This is a genomic window from Rhizobium leguminosarum (assembly GCF_002953715.1).
GTDB lineage: Bacteria > Pseudomonadota > Alphaproteobacteria > Rhizobiales > Rhizobiaceae > Rhizobium > Rhizobium leguminosarum_V.
In genome coordinates this window covers 3,773,987-3,793,308 of the sequence record NZ_CP025012.1, presented here as the reverse complement: position 1 = coordinate 3,793,308, position 19,322 = coordinate 3,773,987, and the positions used below count along the sequence as shown (strand labels likewise).

Genomic DNA, 19,322 nt, shown 5'->3' with positions numbered 1-19,322 from the left:
CTGTCCAGATCGCACGGATGTCTTGCAGGGGATATGGTCCAATGACGGTCAAGACAAGCAACTTGCCCCGGGTACCGGGACTGACGATAGACAGATTGGCTGCGGTGAGGCGGTCATGAGGGTAAGGGACGAAAACATGGGTAAGGTAACAGGGTTTCTGGAAATCGACCGGCAGGTGGCGAAGTACCAGCCGGCGTCAGATCGTATCCGCCATTTCCGCGAGTTCACGATCCCGATGTCGGACCCGGAAGTGCAGAAACAGGCCGCGCGCTGCATGGACTGTGGTATCCCCTATTGCCACGGCCCGACCGGCTGCCCTGTTCACAACCAGATTCCCGATTGGAACGACCTCGTCTACAACAACAACTGGGAAGCGGCGATCCAGAACCTGCATTCGACCAACAACTTCCCTGAGTTCACCGGTCGCGTCTGCCCGGCGCCCTGCGAGGAAGCCTGCACGTTGAATCTCGAGGATGCGCCGGTCGCCATCAAGACGGTCGAACAGGCGATCGCCGACAAGGCCTATGAGCTCGGCTTCATCCGGCCTCAGCCGGCCACGGTTCATACCGGCAAGAAGGTCGCCGTCATCGGCTCCGGCCCCGCCGGCATGGCAGCCGCCCAGCAGCTCGGCCGCGCCGGCCACGAGGTGCATCTCTATGAGCGCGAGACCAAGCCGGGTGGACTGCTGCGCTACGGCATTCCCGACTTCAAGATGGAGAAGAACTTCATCGACCGCCGCGTCGAGCAGATGAAGGGCGAGGGCGTCACCTTCCATTGCGGCGTCAATGTCGGCGTCGACGTCAAGGTCGAGCAGCTGCTCGCCGATCACGACGCCGTTCTCTACTGCGGCGGCTCCGAGACGCCGCGCGAGGCGGGCATTCCGGGCACCGACCTTGCGGGCGTGCATGATGCGATGCCCTATCTGGTGCAGCAGAACCGCCGCGTCGGGCGCGAGAACATCGACAGCGTCGGCTGGCCGTCGGACCCGATCCTTGCCGGCGCCAAACATATCGTCGTCGTCGGCGGCGGGGATACGGCTTCGGACTGCGTTGGCACGGCCTTCCGCCAGGGCGCCGTCAGAGTCACCCAGCTCGACATCCGGCCACAGCCGCCGGAGAAGGAAGACAAGCTTGCCGTCTGGCCCTTCTGGGCGACGAAGATGCGCACCTCTTCCTCGCAGGCCGAGGGCGCCGTGCGTGAATTCCAGGTGGCCACTCTTGAATTCGTCGGCGAAGACGGTGTGCTGACCGGCGTCAAGTGCTGTGAGGTAGACGAGCGCCGGCGGCCGGTTCCAGGCACGGAATTCGTCATCCGGGCCGATCTCGCTTTCATCGCCATCGGTTTCCGCGGGCCGTTCACCGGCAGCGTGCTGAAGGAGCTCGAGGGCAAGCTGACGCTTAACACCGATAAGCGCGGCTCGACCAACGTCGTCGCCAACGACCGCGACTACAAGACTTCGATCGACAAGTTCTGGACGGCGGGTGACGTGCGCCGCGGCCAATCGCTGGTGGTCTGGGCGATCCGTGAAGGCCGCCAGGCTGCGCGCGCCATCGACGAGGAATTGATGGGCTCGACCGTCCTGCCGAACTGACCGTCAGTCACACCTTCCCGAAGACACGAACTCCGCCCCTCCGGCGGAGTTTTTTTATAGAGCACTGCGCATCCGAGAGGACGCGCAGCGTGTGGTGCGACCGCTTGACGCGGAGGCCGTGCGCCGCAAGCCTCAGGCAATGCCGGGAAGCGAGATTTTTCGCCGGACGCGGGCTCAGGAGGAGCCGGCGGCGACCGAAGCGGAGGTGCCCCGCCGTTTTGGCCGTAACGCATTTCACCATCGGCTGCGGCGTGAGGCCGCAAATGATCGACAAGGATACTTCAAATGGTTTCCGCACTGGACAGCACGCGGCTGGTTTCGGCCCAATATGCCCTGAAAAATCTTCGCGACTCCGACGACAGCTCGCAGGACACGCAGAGTTCGTCGGCCGCCAGCATTCTGAGCAGCTATGGGTTCGATTCGAGCTCCGCCTCGCTTCTTTCCAACCAGGCTCTTTCCGGGCTGCTCGACACGCTTTCGGCCCAGAGTGACACGTCTGATGAGTCCGACACGACGGGTGACAGCGCCGACGTGACCAGCGCCTCCTTCATGTCGATGCTGAAGCAGCAGCTGCAGGATGCGGCTGCGGCCGAAGGCGAGAGCGGCAAGGCTCACGACATGCTGGCTGCGCTCGAAGCGGGCAAGCTCACCATCACCGATCCGACGCAGGGCGTGTCGGTCAACGCCTGGGATGTCGATGATCCCGATGAGGCGGACACGGAGAGCAAGGCCGGCAAGGAGATTGATGTCAGCGGCTGGAGCGACTTTCTCGATGCGCATCTTGAGCGCGGCGCCGACGGCGCCTTCGTCAAGGAAAACGGCAGCTATGTCGACCAGACGAACGACAGCAACGCCTTCTTCGGCCTGGTCGGCTCGAACTACTATTATCTGAGCTGGCCGCAGGCGACGGCGAAGTAGACGGGACGAAGCGGAGAGCCACATAGAACAGGATGATTTTAGGCCGGGTCGGCCTAAAATCTGAATCCTGTTCTACATTATATAGTTAAAGCATGATGTCGTCCGAAAACCGCTCACACTTTTCGGCATCATGCTCTAGCGGCCTTTTCACTTGACCGAGACTTCGGCCGGCGCCTTAACCGCAGGCAGGCGGTAATCATCAACGCGGCCGGGAGGCGCGGGCGTCATTTCGCCCTGCTCGACCAGGAGGTCGCGCGGCGACCGCGTCAAAGCGATAGGCGGCGGCCTGGCGCCGAGAAGCTCGGCGCCGCCATCGAGGTTGGGATCGGAGAGGCTGATCGGCACGGTATGTTCGACCGGATTATCGGGAAGGCCGAGACCAGGCAGATTGCTGGAGTCGAGGCGGACCAGATCGGGGCTCGCCTGCGTGCCGAGAAGACGCCGGGCCGGTTTTTCCACATAGAAGGCAAGCTTGCGCCGGCCGGCCTGGGTAAGGTTGATGCCATCGGAGGTGCGCAGGCGTACCTGCTGGCCGTTCACATCCGAACCGGTGACGATGAAGTTGCCGTTTTCGTCGACGAAACCATCCCAGATATCGACGAATTCGCCGCCGATGCTTTCGACCTGGTTGCGGTAGAGCTGGTTCATCTGGACGGCATCGGCCGTCATCGAATCGGATTGGAAGGCAGGAAGGCCGACCCAGAGCAGCGGGATCTTGCGGCCTGTGACCTCCTTGCCGAAAGAAAGGACACGGCGGCGGTATTCGGTGAACCAGCCGTCGGTGCGGAATTTCTCCTTGGCGGTGTCGGTCACCATCTGCTGGCGGTCGTTGGCGCCGATCATGACGACGACCATTGCCGGCTTCAGCTCATCGATCATCTTCGGCAGCTGTTCCGGCCAGTCGTAATAATCGTCGCGGACAAGGCCTGAGGAGACGTTGCCGCGGGCTTCGACGACGACGCCTGGCGAGGTCTCGAAGGCGGCGGTGAGGCCGTCGCCGAGACCGCTGGCCAGGAAATCGCCGACGATCAGGATCGTCCGGGCGTCACCGAGCTTCTGCACCGCCGGCTCCTCTTCGACGGTCCGTACGGGCGGCGCGGTACGGGTATTGACTATCGCCTTCGGTGCCGGCGGGCGTTTGCGCTGCTGGCGTCTCGGCTGCTGGACGTCAGGGGCTTGCGGGGCGTCGTCGAGATAGCGTCGGCCGAGGAAAAAATCGAGGATTGACCGGCGCTGGTAGCGCTGCTCCTGGGCTTCGGCGACATGCACCGGTGCAGACACGCCAAGGCATAGCGAAACCGCCGCCAAGGCGAGCACGAGCCAACGGATTGGGGTGCGATCAGTTTTCTTCGTCATGGGCAGTTCCGCATCTGCCGGCATCTTGCACGCAGGGTAGGCCAGCGTCCACTCCCGCTATTATCTAGGTCACGGTTCTGCCTGTTGTAGAGCATCATGCCGAAAAGTGTGTGGGGTTTCGGGCGGTATCATGCCCTACTTCCTTGATTCAAATGCGGATTGAGATTTCCGGCCGGTCCGGCCGGGATCATCCCGATCTAGCGGCGCAGTGCGTTCAGAAGCGGCAATGAGGGCTCACCGTCCGGCTGCATGCCGATGCGCGACTGCACGGCTGATATCGCCGCTTTCGAACCCGACCCGAAATTGCCGTCGACCTCGCCGTTGTAATAGCCGAGCGTCTTCAGACGGGTCTGCAGCTCGAATTTCTCGGTGATGTCGAGTGCGCCGTCCGGGCGCGGCCAACGCTGTTGCATACCGCCGTAGCCGGCGATCTGGTCGGCCAGCAGGCCGACGGCAAGCGCGTAGCTATCCGAGGCATTGTAGTTCTTGATGGTGTAGAAGTTGGCGGTCATCAGGAAGCCTGGGCCACTGGGCCCGGCCGGCATCTTCAGCACGGCTTTGGTGGCGCTCTCGCGGAAGGCCTTGCCGTTCGGACGTGTCAGGCCGAGTGCCGCCCATTGGGCCAGCGTGTGGCTCTTGCCGGCCTGCTTGGCGACTGCGGCGGGAACGACGACCTCGTAGCCCCAGGTCTTGCCGGTGTCCCAGCCGTTCTTCATCAGGAGATTGGCCGAGGTCGCCAGCGCGTCAGGCACAGAATTCCAGATATCGCGATGGCCGTTGCCGTCGGCATCGACGGCATAAAGCAGGTAGCTTGTCGGGATGAACTGGGTGTGGCCCATGGCGCCGGCCCAGGAGCCGGTCATCTCGCGTGCCGGCACATCGCCGTTCTGCAGGATCTTCAGCGCAGCGACCAACTGCTTCTTGGCGAATTTGGCGCGGCTCGGATCGGCATAGGCAAGCGTTGCCAGGGCGCGCGGCACGTAGTGCAGCCGGTCGTCCTTGTCGAGAACCGCGCCGTAATTCGATTCCATCGACCAGATGGCCAGCAAAATGGTCTTGTCGACGCCGAACCGCTGCTCGATCGCAGCGAGCGTCCTTGCGTGCTTGGCGGCCATCTCGCGGCCGATTTTGACCGTATAGGGGTTGACGCGGGAATCGACATAGTCCCAGATCTTCGAGGTGAATTCCGGCTGGTAGGCAGCCTTTTCGAGCACGGTCGGATCGGGCTCGCTCACCCCGGAAAAGGCCTTTTGATAGGTTGCCTTACTGATGCCACTCTGAGCGGCAGTCTGGTAAAAATCCGCGATCCATTTCTGGAAGCGGGAATCAGCTTTCGCGTTGTCGGGGACCAGTGCCACCTGGGCAGCGACAATGAGGGCGAGAGCAAGACCACGAAGGGAGTTTTTGTGATTCTGGGTCATCGACAGTCGTATCCGTCATCTTCAGTTTCTGGTGCAGCGGGGCATCATTTCCGCCCAGACCCGAGACTACAGGAACGGAGTCAACAAATTCTTTACCATGGCGATCCGCTGCGGTCACCATTTGCAAAACAGTAGCAATTCTATACTAGTTAAAGCTAAAAAGCTCTATTTCCAAAGCGATATGATCGAAGCAGGAGGCCGGGTGTGGCTCAACACAACAAAGTTCGTAAAGCAGTATTTCCGGTTGCCGGGTTGGGAACGCGATTCCTGCCGGCGACAAAGGCTGTTCCGAAGGAAATGTTGACCGTCGTCGACAAGCCAATCATTCAATATGTCGTCGATGAGGCGATCGAGGCCGGGATCGAACATCTGGTTTTCGTCACCGGACGCAACAAGCACGTCATCGAAGATTATTTCGACATTCATTTCGAGCTGGAGCAGACGCTTCGCGAGCGTGCCAAGAAGGCGGAAATTACCCTTCTCGCCCAGCAATTGCCGAAGGCCGGCACGGTGAGCTTCACCCGCCAGCAGGAGCCGCTCGGCCTCGGCCACGCCGTGTGGTGCGCCCGTGAGATCGTCGGCGACGAGCCCTTCGCACTGCTGCTGCCTGACATGATCATGAAGGGTGACAAGGGCTGCATGAAGGGCATGATCGATCTCTATGCCCAGAGCGGCGGCAATATCATCGCCGTCGAGGAATGCGCGCCCGATCAGGCGCATAAATACGGCATCGTCGGCGTCGGCGAGGCGATCGGCGACGGCTTCCGCATCACCGGCATGGTGGAAAAGCCTGCCAAGGGGACGGCGCCTTCCAACTTCTTCATCAACGGCCGCTACATCCTGCAGCCGGAGATCTTCAAGATCCTCGAAACCCAGGAGCGCGGTGCCGGTAACGAGATCCAGCTCACCGACGGCATGCTGAAATTGCTGAAGGAACAGGATTTCGCCGGTTACCACTTCCGCGGTGCGACCTACGACTGCGGCGCCAAGGACGGCTTCATCCTGGCAAACGTCGCCTTCGCGCTCGAACGCGCCGATATCCGTCCCTCCGTCGAAGGCGGCTTCAGGGAACTGCTTGCCGGCCTGAAATAAGGTTTCCGCTCAGCATATAAATGAGCGCCGCGCGTCCAATCGGGTGCGCGGCGTTCTAGTGTTTCCGCTTTTCTGCGGATCACGGAATGCTCTATCTTTTTGTCTTTACGTGATTCCGGACGCAAAACCGCTGCGCAGTTTTGCTGGAATTGCTCTAGCGTTTCAGCTTGAGACCGACGCCGGCTCGCCATTGCTGCGAATCGGTGCCTTCCTTGCGCGTCGTCAGCTCGTAGCCGAGTGTACTGGTCAGATCGAGATAACGGTTGATGTTCCAGGTCAGGCCGGTCGCGGCGGTATAGACGAGCTCGTCGTTGATGGTGCTGTCCGTGGGATAATCGCGCCATATTACCCCGCCGATCATCGTCCCGACCAGATTGTCGCGCAGCTGGTGAGTGACCGTCGTCGTCAGCGCGTGCGAGACGTAGCCGCTCTCGCCTGCCGTGGTCGAGGGCTGGATGCTCGTCTGCAGGTCGAGATTGACATCGGTGCCGCGGATCGGCGACCAGAGCAGGCTTGCATCGAGCGTGGCGGTATCGATCGAAGACAGCCGGCTGTCTTCGAAATCCGCCATCTCGTAGCCGACACCGACTTCACCCTTCAGCTTTTCGCCGAGATCGACCTCGACGCCTGCCTTGGCGCCATAGCTGTGGCCGGAACGCTCGTAACCGGCAGAATCGCGTGTTTCGTCATAGACCGAACGGCCGATCGTCGCCTCGATGAAGGGAATGAGCGCGGGAGACAGTTCGTAGCCGACGCGGCCGCGCAGCGTGCCCGTCGTCTGGTTACGATCGCTGAGGGCGACGGTGGTGCCGTTCGCAAGCTTGGCATCCGAATAGATCGAGCGGGTCAGCGCCAGTGCCGTCGTGCCGCGCAGGATGCCGAAATCGCGTTGGACGGAGGCGCCGGCCGAAAATTCCTGCACGTCCGACTGCTGTGCGGCGTCGGCGATGGCGTCGGGATCGTCCGTATCTTCACGGTAGAAATTATAGCCAGCGGTCAGGTGCGCGGTCGTCTCGTCGGGAAGATCCAGCCTGAGATCGCTGTTGATTTTAAAGGAAGGCTGCTCCTCGCCCTCGCCGCTGATATTCCTCTGCCAAGCGCCTTCGGAGGTGACGGTCAGCTGGTGCCGGCCCCAGTCGGAAGTCAGGGTCGCTGCCGCATCCGTTTCGAGAAAGGCGCGCCGCTGCCTGGTATTGCCGTCCTTGGTGGTTTCGGTGTTGATGCTCTGGGTGACGCTCGGGCGGAGCACAAACGTGCCGATCGGGATTCCCGGCGTCTCCTCTGTCGAGGCGCTTTCGGCAGCCCTGCGGCGTGGTAGTGTCTCGTCGAGCGGCGCTTCACGGGTGTTCAGCCGGCGTATGTCCTCGTCGAGGATGGAACCGGTAATGTCGTCGCCGGCTTGTGCATCCGGTATGGCCGGCCGCTGCTGGCTATCATCCGCGTTCTCAGTCGCGCCGTTTGCCGCAGGAGTGGCGCTATCGCCGGTCTCGTCATCGAAGCCGGCGGCGGATGCGGCGTTGTTGGTGGCGCGGTTATCCTGGGAGGCGGCGGAGCGGCCGTTTGCCGGCTGCGGCGAGGTGGACTGCGCGAAGGCTGCTGTCTGGCTGAGAAGCAGGCCACCCAGCACGGCAAAGGAGACGGCACGGCTCATGGCGCGGAGCGGCCTCACACTGCTCGTCTGTTTTGGCTGGCCCATGCAATTCGCGCCTGACATGCTTTCGGTTCTTACCCAAAGGTAAAGCCTTGTGGTTAACCATTCGTTGCCGGCGGCGGGCGCTGTTCACATTTCGGAAAGAGTGCGGGGTGGACTTGGAAAGTGAAAAGGTCTAACGCAACTTCATGAACAGAAGAGCGATCAACCTCGTTGAAAACAGCGTGCTCGAATCGGCAAAACGCACGATAGAGACCGAAAGACGCGGTCTTGAAGCGCTCGAACAGGCTTTTGACAATGGCTTGGCCGGTCCTTTCACACGGGCGGTCGAAGTGATCGGCGACATCTCCGGGCGCGTCATCGTCACCGGCGTCGGCAAGAGCGGGCATATCGGCGCCAAGCTCGCGGCAACATTCGCTTCGACGGGAACGCCCGCCTTTTTCGTGCATGCGGCGGAGGCCAATCACGGCGATCTCGGCATGATCGCGCGCGATGACGTCGTGCTGGCGATTTCCAAAGGCGGCGAGAGCGCCGAGCTCAAAAGCATCATTTCTTTCACGCGGCGCTTCTCCATTCCGCTGATCGCGATCACCTGCAGCGAAGGTTCCTCGCTCGCCGCCGCCGCCGATATCGTCCTTCTGATGCCGAACGAACAGGAGGCCTGCCCCAATGGGCTGGCGCCGACGACCTCGACGCTGATGCAGCTTGCAATCGGCGACGCGCTGGCGGTGGCGCTTTTGGAGGCGCGCGGCTTTACCGCCACGGATTTCCACGTCTTTCATCCGGGCGGCAAGCTAGGCGCGAGCCTGATGCATGTCGCCGATATCATGCATACCGGCGAGCGGCTGCCGCTCGTTGCCCAGGGCACACCGATGCCGGAGGCGATCACGGTACTGTCGCGCAAGCATTTCGGCTGCGTCGGCGTGTTGGACGAGGATGGGCGGCTCTGCGGCATCGTCACCGAAGGCGACATGGCGCGCAACCTGACGCGCAATCTTGCCGAGCTTACCGTCGACGACATCATGACGCGGACGCCCAAGACGGTGAAGCCGACGGTGCTGGCGACCGCTGCCCTGGCGCTGCTCAACCAGCATCATATCGGCGCGCTGATCGTCATCGACGATGACCGCCGGCCGGTCGGGCTGGTGCATTTCCACGACTTGCTGCGCATCGGCGTCGCCTGATCAGCTTCGTTTGACCAGAGTTATTTGATCAGACGGGCTCGACCGTCAGGTCGCGGCCGTTGCTCGACACCACCTTCACCTGCGTTCCGACGGGCAGATCGGGCCCCATCACCTGCCATAGCGTATCGTCGAGGCGGATGCGGCCGCGGCCCTCGCGGATCGGTTCGTGCAATGTGGCGGTGCGGCCGACGAGGCTGGCACCGCGCTGATTGAGAAAGGGCTCGTCGGTCGTGGCGTTGCGCAGCGTCAGCCGGCGGCCGGCGAAGGTCGTGGCAACGGCGAGAAGCGCAAAAAGGATCGCCTGCAACTCCCAGACCCAGAAGGCGCTGTCCCAGAAGAGCAGCGACAGCGCGCCGACGATCAAGGCGGCAAGGCCGATCCAGACCAGGAAGAAGCCGGGAACGATCATCTCGGCGGCGAGCAGCACGAGGCCTGCGACCCACCAGCTCCACGGACCGAGTTCGGCGACGATCTTCGCCAGCATGGCTTATCGCTCCTGCTCGGGATTGAAAGGATTGGGGGTCGACGGATTGATCGGCGGCGTCGAGCGCGCCGGTGCGGGGCGCGGACGCGGCGGCACGGGCAGCGGCGTCGACGGGCTGTTGCCGGCGTCGCCGAAGACTTCGCGGGCAATGGCGCCGATGCCACCAAGCGAGCTGAGGATGGAAGAGGCTTCCATCGGCATCATCACGATCTTGGAATTGGGCGCCGAACCGATCGAGGTGAGCGCTTCGGTGTATTTCTGGGCGACGAAATAATTGATCGCCTGGATGTCGCCGGCGGCGATCGCTTCCGAAACCATCTTCGTCGCCTTGGCTTCGGCCTCGGCCAGGCGCTCGCGGGCTTCGGCGTTGCGGAAGGCGGCCTCCCGCTGGCCTTCGGCCTGCAGGATGGCAGATTGCTTGGCGCCTTCGGCCCTGAGGATCTGCGCGTTGCGCGAGCCTTCGGCCTCCAGCACCTGCGCCCGTTTCTCGCGCTCAGCCTTCATCTGGCGGGCCATCGCATCAACGAGGTCGCGCGGCGGCTGGATGTCCTTGATCTCGACGCGGGTGACCTTGATGCCCCAGGGATGCACGGCCTCGTCGACGACGCGCAGCAGCCGGTCGTTGATCGCATCGCGGTTGGAGAGCAGCTCGTCGAGATCCATCGAACCCATGACCGAGCGGATGTTGGTCATGGTGAGATTGAGGATGGCGTTTTCGAGGTTGGAGACCTGATAGGCAGCCTGGGCGGCGTTCAGCACCTGATAGAAGGAGACGGCATCGGCCGAAACCGAGGCGTTATCCTTGGTGATCACCTCCTGGGTCGGCACGTTCAGTACCTGCTCCATCACGTTCAACTTAGCGCCGACGCGCTCGATGAAGGGGGTGATCAGGTTGAGGCCTGGCTCCAGCGTGCGGGTATAACGCCCGAAGCGCTCGATCGTATAGCGGTAGCCCTGCGGCACGGTCTTGATCCCGGCAAAGAGCACCAGGATGACGAAGATGACCAGCACGATCACGACGATGTCGAAGCCGCCGAACAGCATGAAAAATTCCTCCTATCGGCGCATGCGCGCCTGCCCAACTCATTTGGTGAGTTAGCACGTTATTTGCGAGGAAGAAATGAGGACGCAACCGCCCGGGCTCCAAGTGAAAAGGAGGTTCCGTTTCGGTTAAGTCATTGGGCTGTTATGAGCTACTCGTCCGATGCCGCTTTCTGAAGGTGTCTCTCAGACCCAGCCCTGCAATTCGCGACGGACGACCTTTTCCAGCACCTTCATGCCGTCCTGGCCGTCGTTGAGGCAGGGAATATGCGCGAACTTCTCGCCGCCGTTCTCATGGAAGGAATGGGCCGCCTGCTCGGCGATTTCCTCCAGCGTCTCCAGACAGTCGGAGACGAAGCCGGGATTGATGACAGCGATACGCTTGACGCCGTCCTTGGCGAGCTTCTCCACCGTCTTGTCGGTATACGGCTGCAGCCATTCCTCCGGCCCGAAGCGGGACTGGAAGGTGACCATGAAGTTTTCCTTGTTCAGCCCGAGCCGCTCGCGCAGCAGCCGGCCGGTCTTCTGGCATTGACAGTAGTAGGGATCGCCTTGCTTGAAATAGGACATCGGAATGCCGTGGAAAGAGGCGAGCAGCATCTCGGGCTTCCAGTCGAGGGTCGAAAGATGCCTTTCGACCGACGCGGCGAGCGCTTCGATATAGGTCTCGTCGTCATGATAGGCGGGAACGGTGCGTAGCGCCGGCTGCCAGCGCATCGAGAGCAGCTTGTGGAAGGCCTTGTCGTTGACGGTGGCGGTCGTCGCCGCCGCATATTGCGGATAGAGCGGGAAGAGCACGATACGGTCGCAGCCCTCTTCCTTCAGCGCGTCAATGCGCGAGGCGATCGACGGCGTACCATAGCGCATCGCCCAGTCGACCTTGACGTCAGCAAGATCCTTCAGGCGCTCGGCCATCAGCTCCGACTGATTGCGGGTGTAGGTGCGCAGATAACTTTCGTTCTTCTCCTTGTTCCAGATCAGCTCATAGGCCTTGCCGACCTTCTGCGGGCGGGTGTTGAGGACGATGCCGAACAGGATCGGATACCATTTCCAGGGCGACCATTCGATAACCCGTCGATCGGTGAGGAATTCCCTGAGATAGCGGCGCATCGAGGTATAGTCGGTGCCATCAGGCGTGCCGAGATTGACCAGCAGGACACCTACCTTGCCTGACTTGACGGCCGGATGGTCCGCCGGGCGGAGTGAAATATCTGCTGTCATTCTGGCCCCAAAGCTCTTTCTGTCTCTTCGGCTCATACGCAGCCTCGAGATCGTGGTTCACCCTATAGAAACAAAAGCCGGCCCGGGAAACCCCGGACCGGCCAGTGGCATCGGGACAAATCGTCTTACTTGGCGGGTACCTCGATCTCCTTGCCGACCGTCAGGTGCCGCGGGTTCGGCTTGCCATTGGCATCCGAAAGCTTCCGCCACAGCGTGCCGTCGCCATAGAAGGTGACGGCGAGATCCCAGAAGGTGTCGCCCGCGGCGATGACGTGGGTGGAAGGCGTCGTTGCGGCAGGTGCGGAGGCTGCCGGTTCCGCGGTGGGCGCGGGTGCTGGAGCCGGTGCTGCTGGCGCCGGGGCAGCAGGTGCGGGTGCAGCCGGTGCGGGTTCGGTAGCGGGGGCCGGAGCAGCCGGTGCGGCAGGCGCCGGCTCGGAAGCGGAGGGAGCGGGCGCTGCCTGCGCAAATTCCGTGACGCGGCCATCCGTGTATGGCTTGTAAGGCGAATGCGCAGCGACGTATTCGGCGGTCACATCGGCAAGATCCGGGCCGAAATCATAGGCGTTCTGGCCTTCCTTGAAGATCGCATAGCCGTCGCCGCCGGCCCGCATGAAGTTGTTGGTGGCGACCTTGTAGGTCTTGGCCGGATCGATCGGAGCGAAATTGTCGCCGTCCTTCACCTGAACATCGCTGACACGGCTGCCGACGGGCTTCGACTGGTCGAAGGAGAATTTCAGGCCGGCGACCTGGGGGAAACGGCCGGCGCCCTGGTCGATCTGGCTGACGCCGTTTTCGAGCGCCTTGACGACATTTGCGCCGGTCAGCTCAAACGTGGCGAGCGTGTTCTGGAACGGCAGGACGGTGATGACCTCGCCCTGGGTGATCTCGCCGCCATCGATCGAAGCGCGTAGGCCGCCGCCGTTCTGAACGGCGATGGTGACGCCCTGATTCTTGGTACGATCGAGCATGGCGTCGGCCACCAGATTGCCCATCGAGCATTCCTTGACGCGGCAGACCTTGCGATCGCCTTCAATCGGGCTTTCGGAAGAGCCGATCACCTTCTTGCGCAGTTCCTCGATCGGCTTTGCCAGTTCGGCAATGCGGGCGACGACGGCAGGATCGGGCGCAAAGGTGGAATCGATCAGGATCGGATCGCCCTTGGCATCCTTGACGACGCCACTATCGTCGAAATTGACGACGAGGTCGCCGAGATACTTGCTGTAGGAGGCAGCCTGGACGACCGGCACCTTGTAGCCGCCGGGATTGTCGACCATCGTCGGGTATGGACCTTCAGCCTTCGAGTCAGTGTTGGAGAGCAGGCTGTGGGAATGGCCGCCGACGACGATATCGACATCCGGGATCTTGGCGATCAGGGCAAGATCGCGGGGATAACCGACATGGGTCAGCGCGATGATCTTGTTGACGCCCTGACCCTTCAGATCCTGAACGGCTGAAGTAATGCTCTGGACGTCATCGGCGATCGTGACGTTCGGGCCGGGGGAGGAAAGCTCTGCCGTATCATTGGTGACGGCGCCGACGATGCCGATCTTCTGGCCGCCGACATCGAGCACCAGCGAGGGCTTGATGCGGTCGCCGAGCTTGGAGGCGGCTGTCGCCTTGACATTCGCCGTCACGACAGGGAACTGCACCTTGTCGAGGAAGGTCGCAAGCCCGTCTTCGCTGTCGTCGAATTCATGGTTGCCGACGGTCATGGCGTCGAACTTCATCAGGTTCAGGAATTCGGCTTCGGCTGCTCCCTTGTAGGTCGTGTAGAAGAGCGAGCCCTGGAAATTGTCGCCGGCATTGAGGAGGAGGACGTTCTTGCCCGATAGCGCCTGACGGCGCTGGTCGATCGCGGTCTTCAGACGGGCGGCACCGCCGAAGCATTCCTTCTTGCCTTCCTCCTCTGCCGAGCAGGTGGAGTCGAACTTATTGATCGATTCGATGCGTGAATGGAAATCGTTGATATGAAGAATATTGAGTTCGTAATCCGCAAAGGCGGCGCCCGCGCTCAGCGCCAGCATGGACGCGGTCAAAAGACCGAAGCTGAAAGACTTCGTCATCCCTGTTCTCCTGATTGAGGCGAAAGATCCCCCTGATCCTCGCCGATCTTTTTCATCGTATGCCGGGGCGGTTTCCCGGCCTGCGGATGTTCCATCAGACGATGCACGACCGCAAGAGAAAGCTGGGCCGGGCGGGGCGCTTTCCAAGGGGGCAGGGCAAAAAAGCCGGGTTGCTTATCCCTGGCATTCGCCGTCGGCGGCGTATCGATAGAGTTCGTGCACGGCCTCTGCAATATTCGGGACCATGGCGAGCGCGATGATCAAGCAGAGAAGGGAAGCGAGGCGATGAAAGCGCCGGCCGGCCCGATAGGCAAGGAGCGCGCCTGCACCATAGATCAGAATTGCCGGCACGGCGAAGATCAGCACCTGCAGCGGCCCGTCGCAATCGGGGGCGGCGATGCCCTGGGCACGATAGACGTTGACCGGCAAAACGACCGCAACTGCCGCAAGCGGCATTGCGAGCAGCAAAATGAGATAAGGGGCGAAGGCTCGCATGGTGTGCCTAGCCTATCGCCTCATCTTTCAGCCGCGGCGTGAAAGCGTGAACTGTGCGCCGGAATCGGAGGTGCAATTGAGCTGGCTCGGGTTGACGAGGGCGCAATTGACCTTGGACTGGGTCTTGCGCACCAGCGAGGTCATGTTGATCTCCACCAGGGTCGGTGAGGTATTGATATAGGTGCCCGAGGCAAGAAGCTGGTTGCTGTCGGTCGTGCGGGTGGTGAAAGTACCGCCCTGGAAGGTGGAAACGATGCCGTTCGGATCGCTCCAGTTGCCTTCGACGCCGGTGGCAGTGGGCGCGGCTGCAACCGGCAGGCGGCGCGGCTCTGATGAAACGCAGGCGGCAAGAGCGGCCGCTGCACCGACAAGAACGAGACCAGTTCTGATTTTCATAAGTCTTCTCCCGGCGAATCGGCGCGGCGGACACCCGCCAAGTTCGGGCAAAACATGGCGCGCGCCCGGCATGAAGGCAAGCCTTGGAAGGGCAGTGGGCGGCATTTAGACAGCCGGCGTTACAAAAATGCCCGCCTTGCGGCGGGCATTGTCGAAGTTGTACAGGCGATCTCAGCGAACGAGAATGTTCCTGAACTGCCACGGATCCTTGGTGTCGATATCCTCGGGGAAGAGGCCCGGACGGCCGTCGAGCGGGGTCCAGTCGGTGTAGTGGCCCTCGACCGGGCCGAGATACGGCATCTGCACTTCGAGGCAGCGCTTGTAATCGATCTCGTCGGCTTCGACGATGCCGGCATTCGGGTTTTCCAGCGCCCAGACCATGCCGGCGAGGACGGCTGATGTGACCTGCAGGCCGGTGGCGTTCTGGTAGGGCGCGATGCGGCGGGTTTCTTCCAGCGACAGGCGCGAGCCATACCAGTAGGCATTCTTCTCATGGCCGTAGAGCAGGACGCCGAGTTCGTCGATGCCGTCCTCCAGCTCGTCCTCATCGAGAACGTGGTGGACCGGTTGCGGCGTGCCGCCATTGCCGAACATCTCATGCAGCGAGAGCACGGCGTCGTTGGCCGGATGGTAGGCATAGTGGCAGGTCGGGCGGAAGGTCACTTCGCCGTCCTTGTCGCGGACCGTGAAAAAGTCGGCGATCGAGATCGACTCATTGTGGGTGACGAGGAAGCCATATTGCGGGCCGGGCGTCGGGCACCAGGTCCGCACGCGGGTGTTGGCGCCCGGCTGTTCCAGGTAGATTGCTGCCTTGTTGCCCTTCTTGTGCTTCTTGGCGTTCTTCGGCATCCATTGTTCATGCGTGCCCCAGCCGAGTTCGGCCGGCTGCAGGCCCTCAGAAATGAAGCCTTCGACGGACCAGGTGTTCCAGAAGACGTTGAGCGGCTTCGGATGCTTGGTGCGCTGGGTGTCGCGCTCGGCGATGTGGACGCCCTTGACACCGAGCTTCTTCATCAGCTTTGCCCAGCCTTCGCGATCATGCTGGTCCGGTTCCTCGAATTTGAGGCCGGTATCGTTGGCAAGGTTGACGAGCGCCTGCTTGACGAACCAGGAGACCATGCCCGGATTGGCGCCGCAGGTGGAGACGGCGGTGGCGCCGCCCGGATTCTTCGCCTTTTCCTTGCGCATAGTTTCGCGCAGCGCATAGTTGGTGCGGTCGGCATTGCTCATGCCCTTGTCGAAATAGAAGCCGAGCCAGGGTTCGACGACGGTGTCGACATAGGGAACGTCGAGTTTGCGGCAGAGCTTGATGATGTCGAGCGAGGACGTGTCGACCGAGAGGTTGACACAGAAGCCCTGGCCTTCGCCTTCCGTCAGCAGCGGCTTCAGCAGTTCCTTATAGTTGTCCTTGGTGACATATTCCTTGATGTGGCGAACGCCGTGCTTCTTCAGGATCTCCATGTCGGAAGGCTCTTCGCGCGGGTCGATGACGACCATCCGGCTCTTGTCGAATTTGAAATGGCGCTCGATCAGGGGCAGTGTGCCGCGGCCGATGGAGCCAAAGCCGATCATCACGATCGGACCGGTAATTTCGGCATATACCGGATAATTCTGTTCCGTCATTCTTTTCTCCTTTGGAAGGGGACGAAGGCGTTCAGCCCGAGAATTGTTTTGAAATTGCCGCAGAGAGTGCGAGGTGACCGGCTCTAACCATAAAACGACGTCACAATAAAGAGCATTGAGGGGGAAAGGCCAAATATCGAGCGGCGACAGAGGCCGGCCAAGCCGTCCGGGGATAGGCAGCGAGCATGGCTTGGTTTAACTGATGACGGTGCCCTGGTGGAAGAGCATGCGCCAGTGCCCATCCTCTTCCAGCTGCCAGATGGAGCTACGCAGCGTTCGTCTTTCGCTTCCGTCGGCCTCCGTGTAAATGGCGCGATAGGTGACGAGCGCGATGTGCTCGGCAAGTCGTTGGGTTTCGAAATGCTCGCCGCGTGACGTTCCCGTCCGATGCTCGGCCAAAAGAGCAGGCAAGATCATGTCGAAGGTATAGAGCCGTCCGGAACTGCCGATTTCCCGGAAATCGTGAGAGAGCAGTGCAGTCAGCATCTCCCGCGAAGCGCGAACCGACGGGTCGAAGAGTTTTTCCTCGAGCTCTTTGAGATGGTCTGCGAGATCATTCACGGTCGGCTCCTGTCAATTCAGCGCCTCAGGATTTCCAGTCCTTCGACCGCCGTCGTTACGGCAAGCTCGGTGATTTCATATTCGGCGACGCCGTGGATGGTGAAGGGATCGGCGGTGACATAGGCCTCGATCGCAGCGCGATCGCCGATTGCGAGGATGACGCCGCCGGTGCGCGGTACCTTGCGGCCGGAAGCGAGAAACCAGCCTTTCGCATAACCCTCCTTCACCCAGGCCATGTGCGGCTCCATGTGCCTGTCGGCTTCATCGTTGGGTTTTACATAGGTGAGGGAGAGAATGAACATGGTCAGCTCCTGACGAGATTTGCGCGGATCAGGCCGCGCAGCGAGTTGCCAATATAAAGCGTGCCGGCATCGAGATCGGCAAGCGTGAGGCGGCCGACGCGGGCCTGGCGCCGGCAGATGAGCTCAGTGCGCAGCACACCGGCAAGCAGGCCGCAGGAGATGGGCGGGGTGCGCAGGATACCGGTTCCGTCGTCCAGGAAGATCGAGGTGATGGTGCCCTCGCAGACTTCGCCGTGTTCGTTCAAAAGGATGACTTCATCGGCCTCATCAGGCCTATATTCGGCGCGCGCGGCCTCGTAGACGGCGCGGCGCGTGGTCTTGACGCGCAACAGTTTGTCGGCGGAATTCAGACGGGTTTCGGCGAGGCGGGCGATCCAGCTAGTATCGGGCGCCAGCGGCACGAAGGCGGCGCTCGTCACCTCGATCCGGCCTTGTGCATTGAAGGTCAGGCGAATGCGCAGCGGACCGGCAGCACCTGCAACGGCCTCGTCGAGCTTGGCCGCCGCCTCGACCGGCTGTGGGAAGCCAAGGCGACGGGCGGAGCGGGAAAGCCGGGCGAGATGCAGCCGCAGGCGGATGAAGCCCTCGCCGGGCTGCCAGCGCAGCGTCTCGATCAGCGAAAAATCGCTCATCGCGCAATCCACTGGTCGCCGACGGCGAAGCGGGCCTTGAGCAGGCATTCCTCATATTCGGCCTCGGCAGTCGAATCGAAGACGATGCCGCCGCCGACATTGAAGACGGCCCTGCCGCCCTCAAAAAGCGTGATGGTGCGGATGGCGACGGAAAAACGCATGGCGCCGGTGGGCGAGATCATGCCGATCGCGCCGCAATAGGCGTCGCGCGGGACATCCTCGAGCGCATGGAGAATTTCCATTGCCCGCATCTTCGGCGCGCCGGTGATCGAACCGCAGGGGAAGAGCGCGGAGAAGATGTCGCCGATCGAAAGATCGGGGCGGAGCCTTGCCTGGACATGGCTCACCATCTGGTGGACGGTCGGATAGGTCTCGATGTCGAAGAGCTTCGGGACGTCAAGCGTGCCGACCTCGGTGATGCGGGAGATATCGTTGCGCAGGAGATCGACGATCATGCGGTTTTCTGCTTGCGTCTTGATATCGCGGCGCATCGCCTCGATAATTTCGGCATCCTCGGCGGCAGTCGTGCCGCGTTTTGCCGTGCCTTTCATCGGATGGGTCTCGATCCAGCCCTCTTCATCGGTGCGGAAGAAAAGTTCGGGCGACCGTGAAAGGATGACCGGACCGCCGAGATCGACCAGCGCGCCGTATTTGACCGGCTGGCGTTCGATCAGCGACCAGAAGGCGGCACGGGGATCACCGTTCCAGCGGGCCTCGACCGGCATGGTGAGATTCGCCTGATAGGCGTCGCCAAGCCGCAGGTGCTCATGGAGGCGGTCGAAGCGCTCCTTATATATAGGGAAATCCCAGGCGGCTTTCGGAGCGGTGAGGAACTCCTCGTTTTCGGGGCGCTGTTTTGGCTGGGCAAGCGGATGCGCAGCCGGCTGCGGAGCGTTGAAGACACCGAAACAGAGCAGCGGGGTTTCGCGATGCTCCCCGGCGAAGGGAGCGAGTTTTTCTTCGAAGAGGTATCCGGCCTCATAGGCCATGTAGCCGGCAAGCCATTTGCCTGCGGTCTTGGCACGCTCCATCCGGGCAAGGCCTGCAAAGAACTCGGCGCGTGTCCTGGCAAGGATGATCTCCGCCGGCTCGGCGAAAAGCATCACCTGTCCGGTCGTGTCGTCGCGGAAGAGAATGTAGGGTTGGTCAGCCACGCGCCGCTTTCAATTTGTTCTGCCCCTCATTGCTCAAAATCTGATTGGGAGCGTGAGGCATTTTCCCGCTTCTCCCCACGGGGGAGAAGATGCCCGAAGGGCAGATGGGGGCGCGAAGCGGAGTGACGTCCTGAGCA

The 19,322-nt window shown here is 61.8% G+C and carries 18 protein-coding genes; 4 read left to right on the top strand and 14 right to left on the bottom strand.

Going from position 1 to position 19,322, the window contains the following annotated elements:
- Positions 1-136 precede the first annotated feature (136 nt).
- Positions 137-1,591 carry a glutamate synthase subunit beta gene (locus CUJ84_RS18980; RefSeq protein ID WP_105007349.1) on the top strand — a complete coding sequence of 485 codons (1,455 nt, stop codon included), beginning with the start codon at positions 137-139 and terminating at the stop codon, positions 1,589-1,591.
- A gap of 285 nt (positions 1,592-1,876) precedes the next feature.
- A complete protein-coding gene (locus CUJ84_RS18975) occupies positions 1,877-2,509 on the top strand; it encodes a hypothetical protein (RefSeq protein ID WP_105007348.1) in 633 nt (210 codons plus the stop codon).
- Between the two features lie 147 nt (positions 2,510-2,656).
- On the opposite strand, the gene CUJ84_RS18970 is transcribed toward CUJ84_RS18975, so the two are convergent.
- Positions 2,657-3,889 carry an SGNH/GDSL hydrolase family protein gene (locus CUJ84_RS18970; RefSeq protein ID WP_199788730.1) on the bottom strand — a complete coding sequence of 411 codons (1,233 nt, stop codon included), beginning with the start codon at positions 3,887-3,889 and terminating at the stop codon, positions 2,657-2,659.
- A gap of 173 nt (positions 3,890-4,062) precedes the next feature.
- Positions 4,063-5,286, bottom strand: coding sequence for a lytic murein transglycosylase (locus CUJ84_RS18965; RefSeq protein ID WP_105007347.1), 1,224 nt, complete (start codon positions 5,284-5,286; stop codon positions 4,063-4,065).
- 204 nt (positions 5,287-5,490) lie between these two features.
- Here CUJ84_RS18965 and galU point away from each other — a divergent pair, with 204 nt between their 5' ends.
- Entirely contained in the window at positions 5,491-6,378 is an 888-nt protein-coding gene (gene galU, locus CUJ84_RS18960) for a UTP--glucose-1-phosphate uridylyltransferase GalU (RefSeq protein ID WP_003542870.1), read from the top strand.
- Between the two features lie 154 nt (positions 6,379-6,532).
- Here the strand turns inward: galU and CUJ84_RS18955 are convergent, their stop codons facing one another.
- Positions 6,533-8,074 (bottom strand): outer membrane beta-barrel protein, encoded by a 1,542-nt coding sequence (locus CUJ84_RS18955; protein WP_105007346.1) that lies wholly within the window; start codon positions 8,072-8,074, stop codon positions 6,533-6,535.
- Positions 8,075-8,217: 143 nt separating this feature from the next.
- Here CUJ84_RS18955 and CUJ84_RS18950 point away from each other — a divergent pair, with 143 nt between their 5' ends.
- Complete coding sequence (locus CUJ84_RS18950; RefSeq protein WP_105007345.1) at positions 8,218-9,213, top strand: KpsF/GutQ family sugar-phosphate isomerase; 996 nt, start codon at positions 8,218-8,220, stop codon at positions 9,211-9,213.
- A gap of 28 nt (positions 9,214-9,241) precedes the next feature.
- On the opposite strand, the gene CUJ84_RS18945 is transcribed toward CUJ84_RS18950, so the two are convergent.
- The 11 genes from CUJ84_RS18945 to CUJ84_RS18895 all read right to left on the bottom strand — a co-directional run bounded on the left by CUJ84_RS18945 (position 9,242) and on the right by CUJ84_RS18895 (position 19,134).
- Positions 9,242-9,697, bottom strand: coding sequence for an NfeD family protein (locus CUJ84_RS18945; protein WP_003542867.1), 456 nt, complete (start codon positions 9,695-9,697; stop codon positions 9,242-9,244).
- 3 nt (positions 9,698-9,700) lie between these two features.
- The gene (locus CUJ84_RS18940; protein ID WP_011653489.1) at positions 9,701-10,741 is read right to left on the bottom strand and encodes an SPFH domain-containing protein; all 1,041 of its coding nucleotides are present in this window, start codon (positions 10,739-10,741) and stop codon (positions 9,701-9,703) included.
- Positions 10,742-10,924: 183 nt separating this feature from the next.
- On the bottom strand, positions 10,925-11,959 hold the full coding sequence (gene hemH, locus CUJ84_RS18935; protein WP_105007344.1) for a ferrochelatase: 1,035 nt from the start codon (positions 11,957-11,959) through the stop codon (positions 10,925-10,927).
- Between the two features lie 125 nt (positions 11,960-12,084).
- The gene (locus tag CUJ84_RS18930) at positions 12,085-14,022 is read right to left on the bottom strand and encodes a bifunctional metallophosphatase/5'-nucleotidase (protein ID WP_105007343.1); all 1,938 of its coding nucleotides are present in this window, start codon (positions 14,020-14,022) and stop codon (positions 12,085-12,087) included.
- A 174-nt stretch (positions 14,023-14,196) separates the two neighbouring features.
- Entirely contained in the window at positions 14,197-14,517 is a 321-nt protein-coding gene (locus CUJ84_RS18925; protein ID WP_105007342.1) for a hypothetical protein, read from the bottom strand.
- 27 nt (positions 14,518-14,544) lie between these two features.
- Positions 14,545-14,913 carry an outer membrane lipoprotein Omp10 gene (gene omp10 / locus CUJ84_RS18920; RefSeq protein ID WP_105007341.1) on the bottom strand — a complete coding sequence of 123 codons (369 nt, stop codon included), beginning with the start codon at positions 14,911-14,913 and terminating at the stop codon, positions 14,545-14,547.
- Positions 14,914-15,084: 171 nt separating this feature from the next.
- The gene (locus CUJ84_RS18915) at positions 15,085-16,536 is read right to left on the bottom strand and encodes a homospermidine synthase (protein ID WP_105007340.1); all 1,452 of its coding nucleotides are present in this window, start codon (positions 16,534-16,536) and stop codon (positions 15,085-15,087) included.
- 195 nt (positions 16,537-16,731) lie between these two features.
- The gene (locus CUJ84_RS18910; RefSeq protein WP_105007339.1) at positions 16,732-17,097 is read right to left on the bottom strand and encodes a DUF4440 domain-containing protein; all 366 of its coding nucleotides are present in this window, start codon (positions 17,095-17,097) and stop codon (positions 16,732-16,734) included.
- A 17-nt stretch (positions 17,098-17,114) separates the two neighbouring features.
- Positions 17,115-17,399 (bottom strand): YciI family protein, encoded by a 285-nt coding sequence (locus CUJ84_RS18905; protein WP_105007338.1) that lies wholly within the window; start codon positions 17,397-17,399, stop codon positions 17,115-17,117.
- 2 nt (positions 17,400-17,401) lie between these two features.
- Positions 17,402-18,031, bottom strand: coding sequence for an aminotransferase class IV family protein (locus CUJ84_RS18900; protein WP_105007337.1), 630 nt, complete (start codon positions 18,029-18,031; stop codon positions 17,402-17,404).
- Positions 18,028-19,134, bottom strand: a complete 1,107-nt coding sequence (locus tag CUJ84_RS18895; protein WP_245457561.1) for an aminodeoxychorismate synthase component I — start codon at positions 19,132-19,134, stop codon at positions 18,028-18,030. Before CUJ84_RS18895 ends, CUJ84_RS18900 begins: the two co-directional genes overlap by 4 nt.
- Between the last annotated feature and the right edge of the window lie 188 nt (positions 19,135-19,322).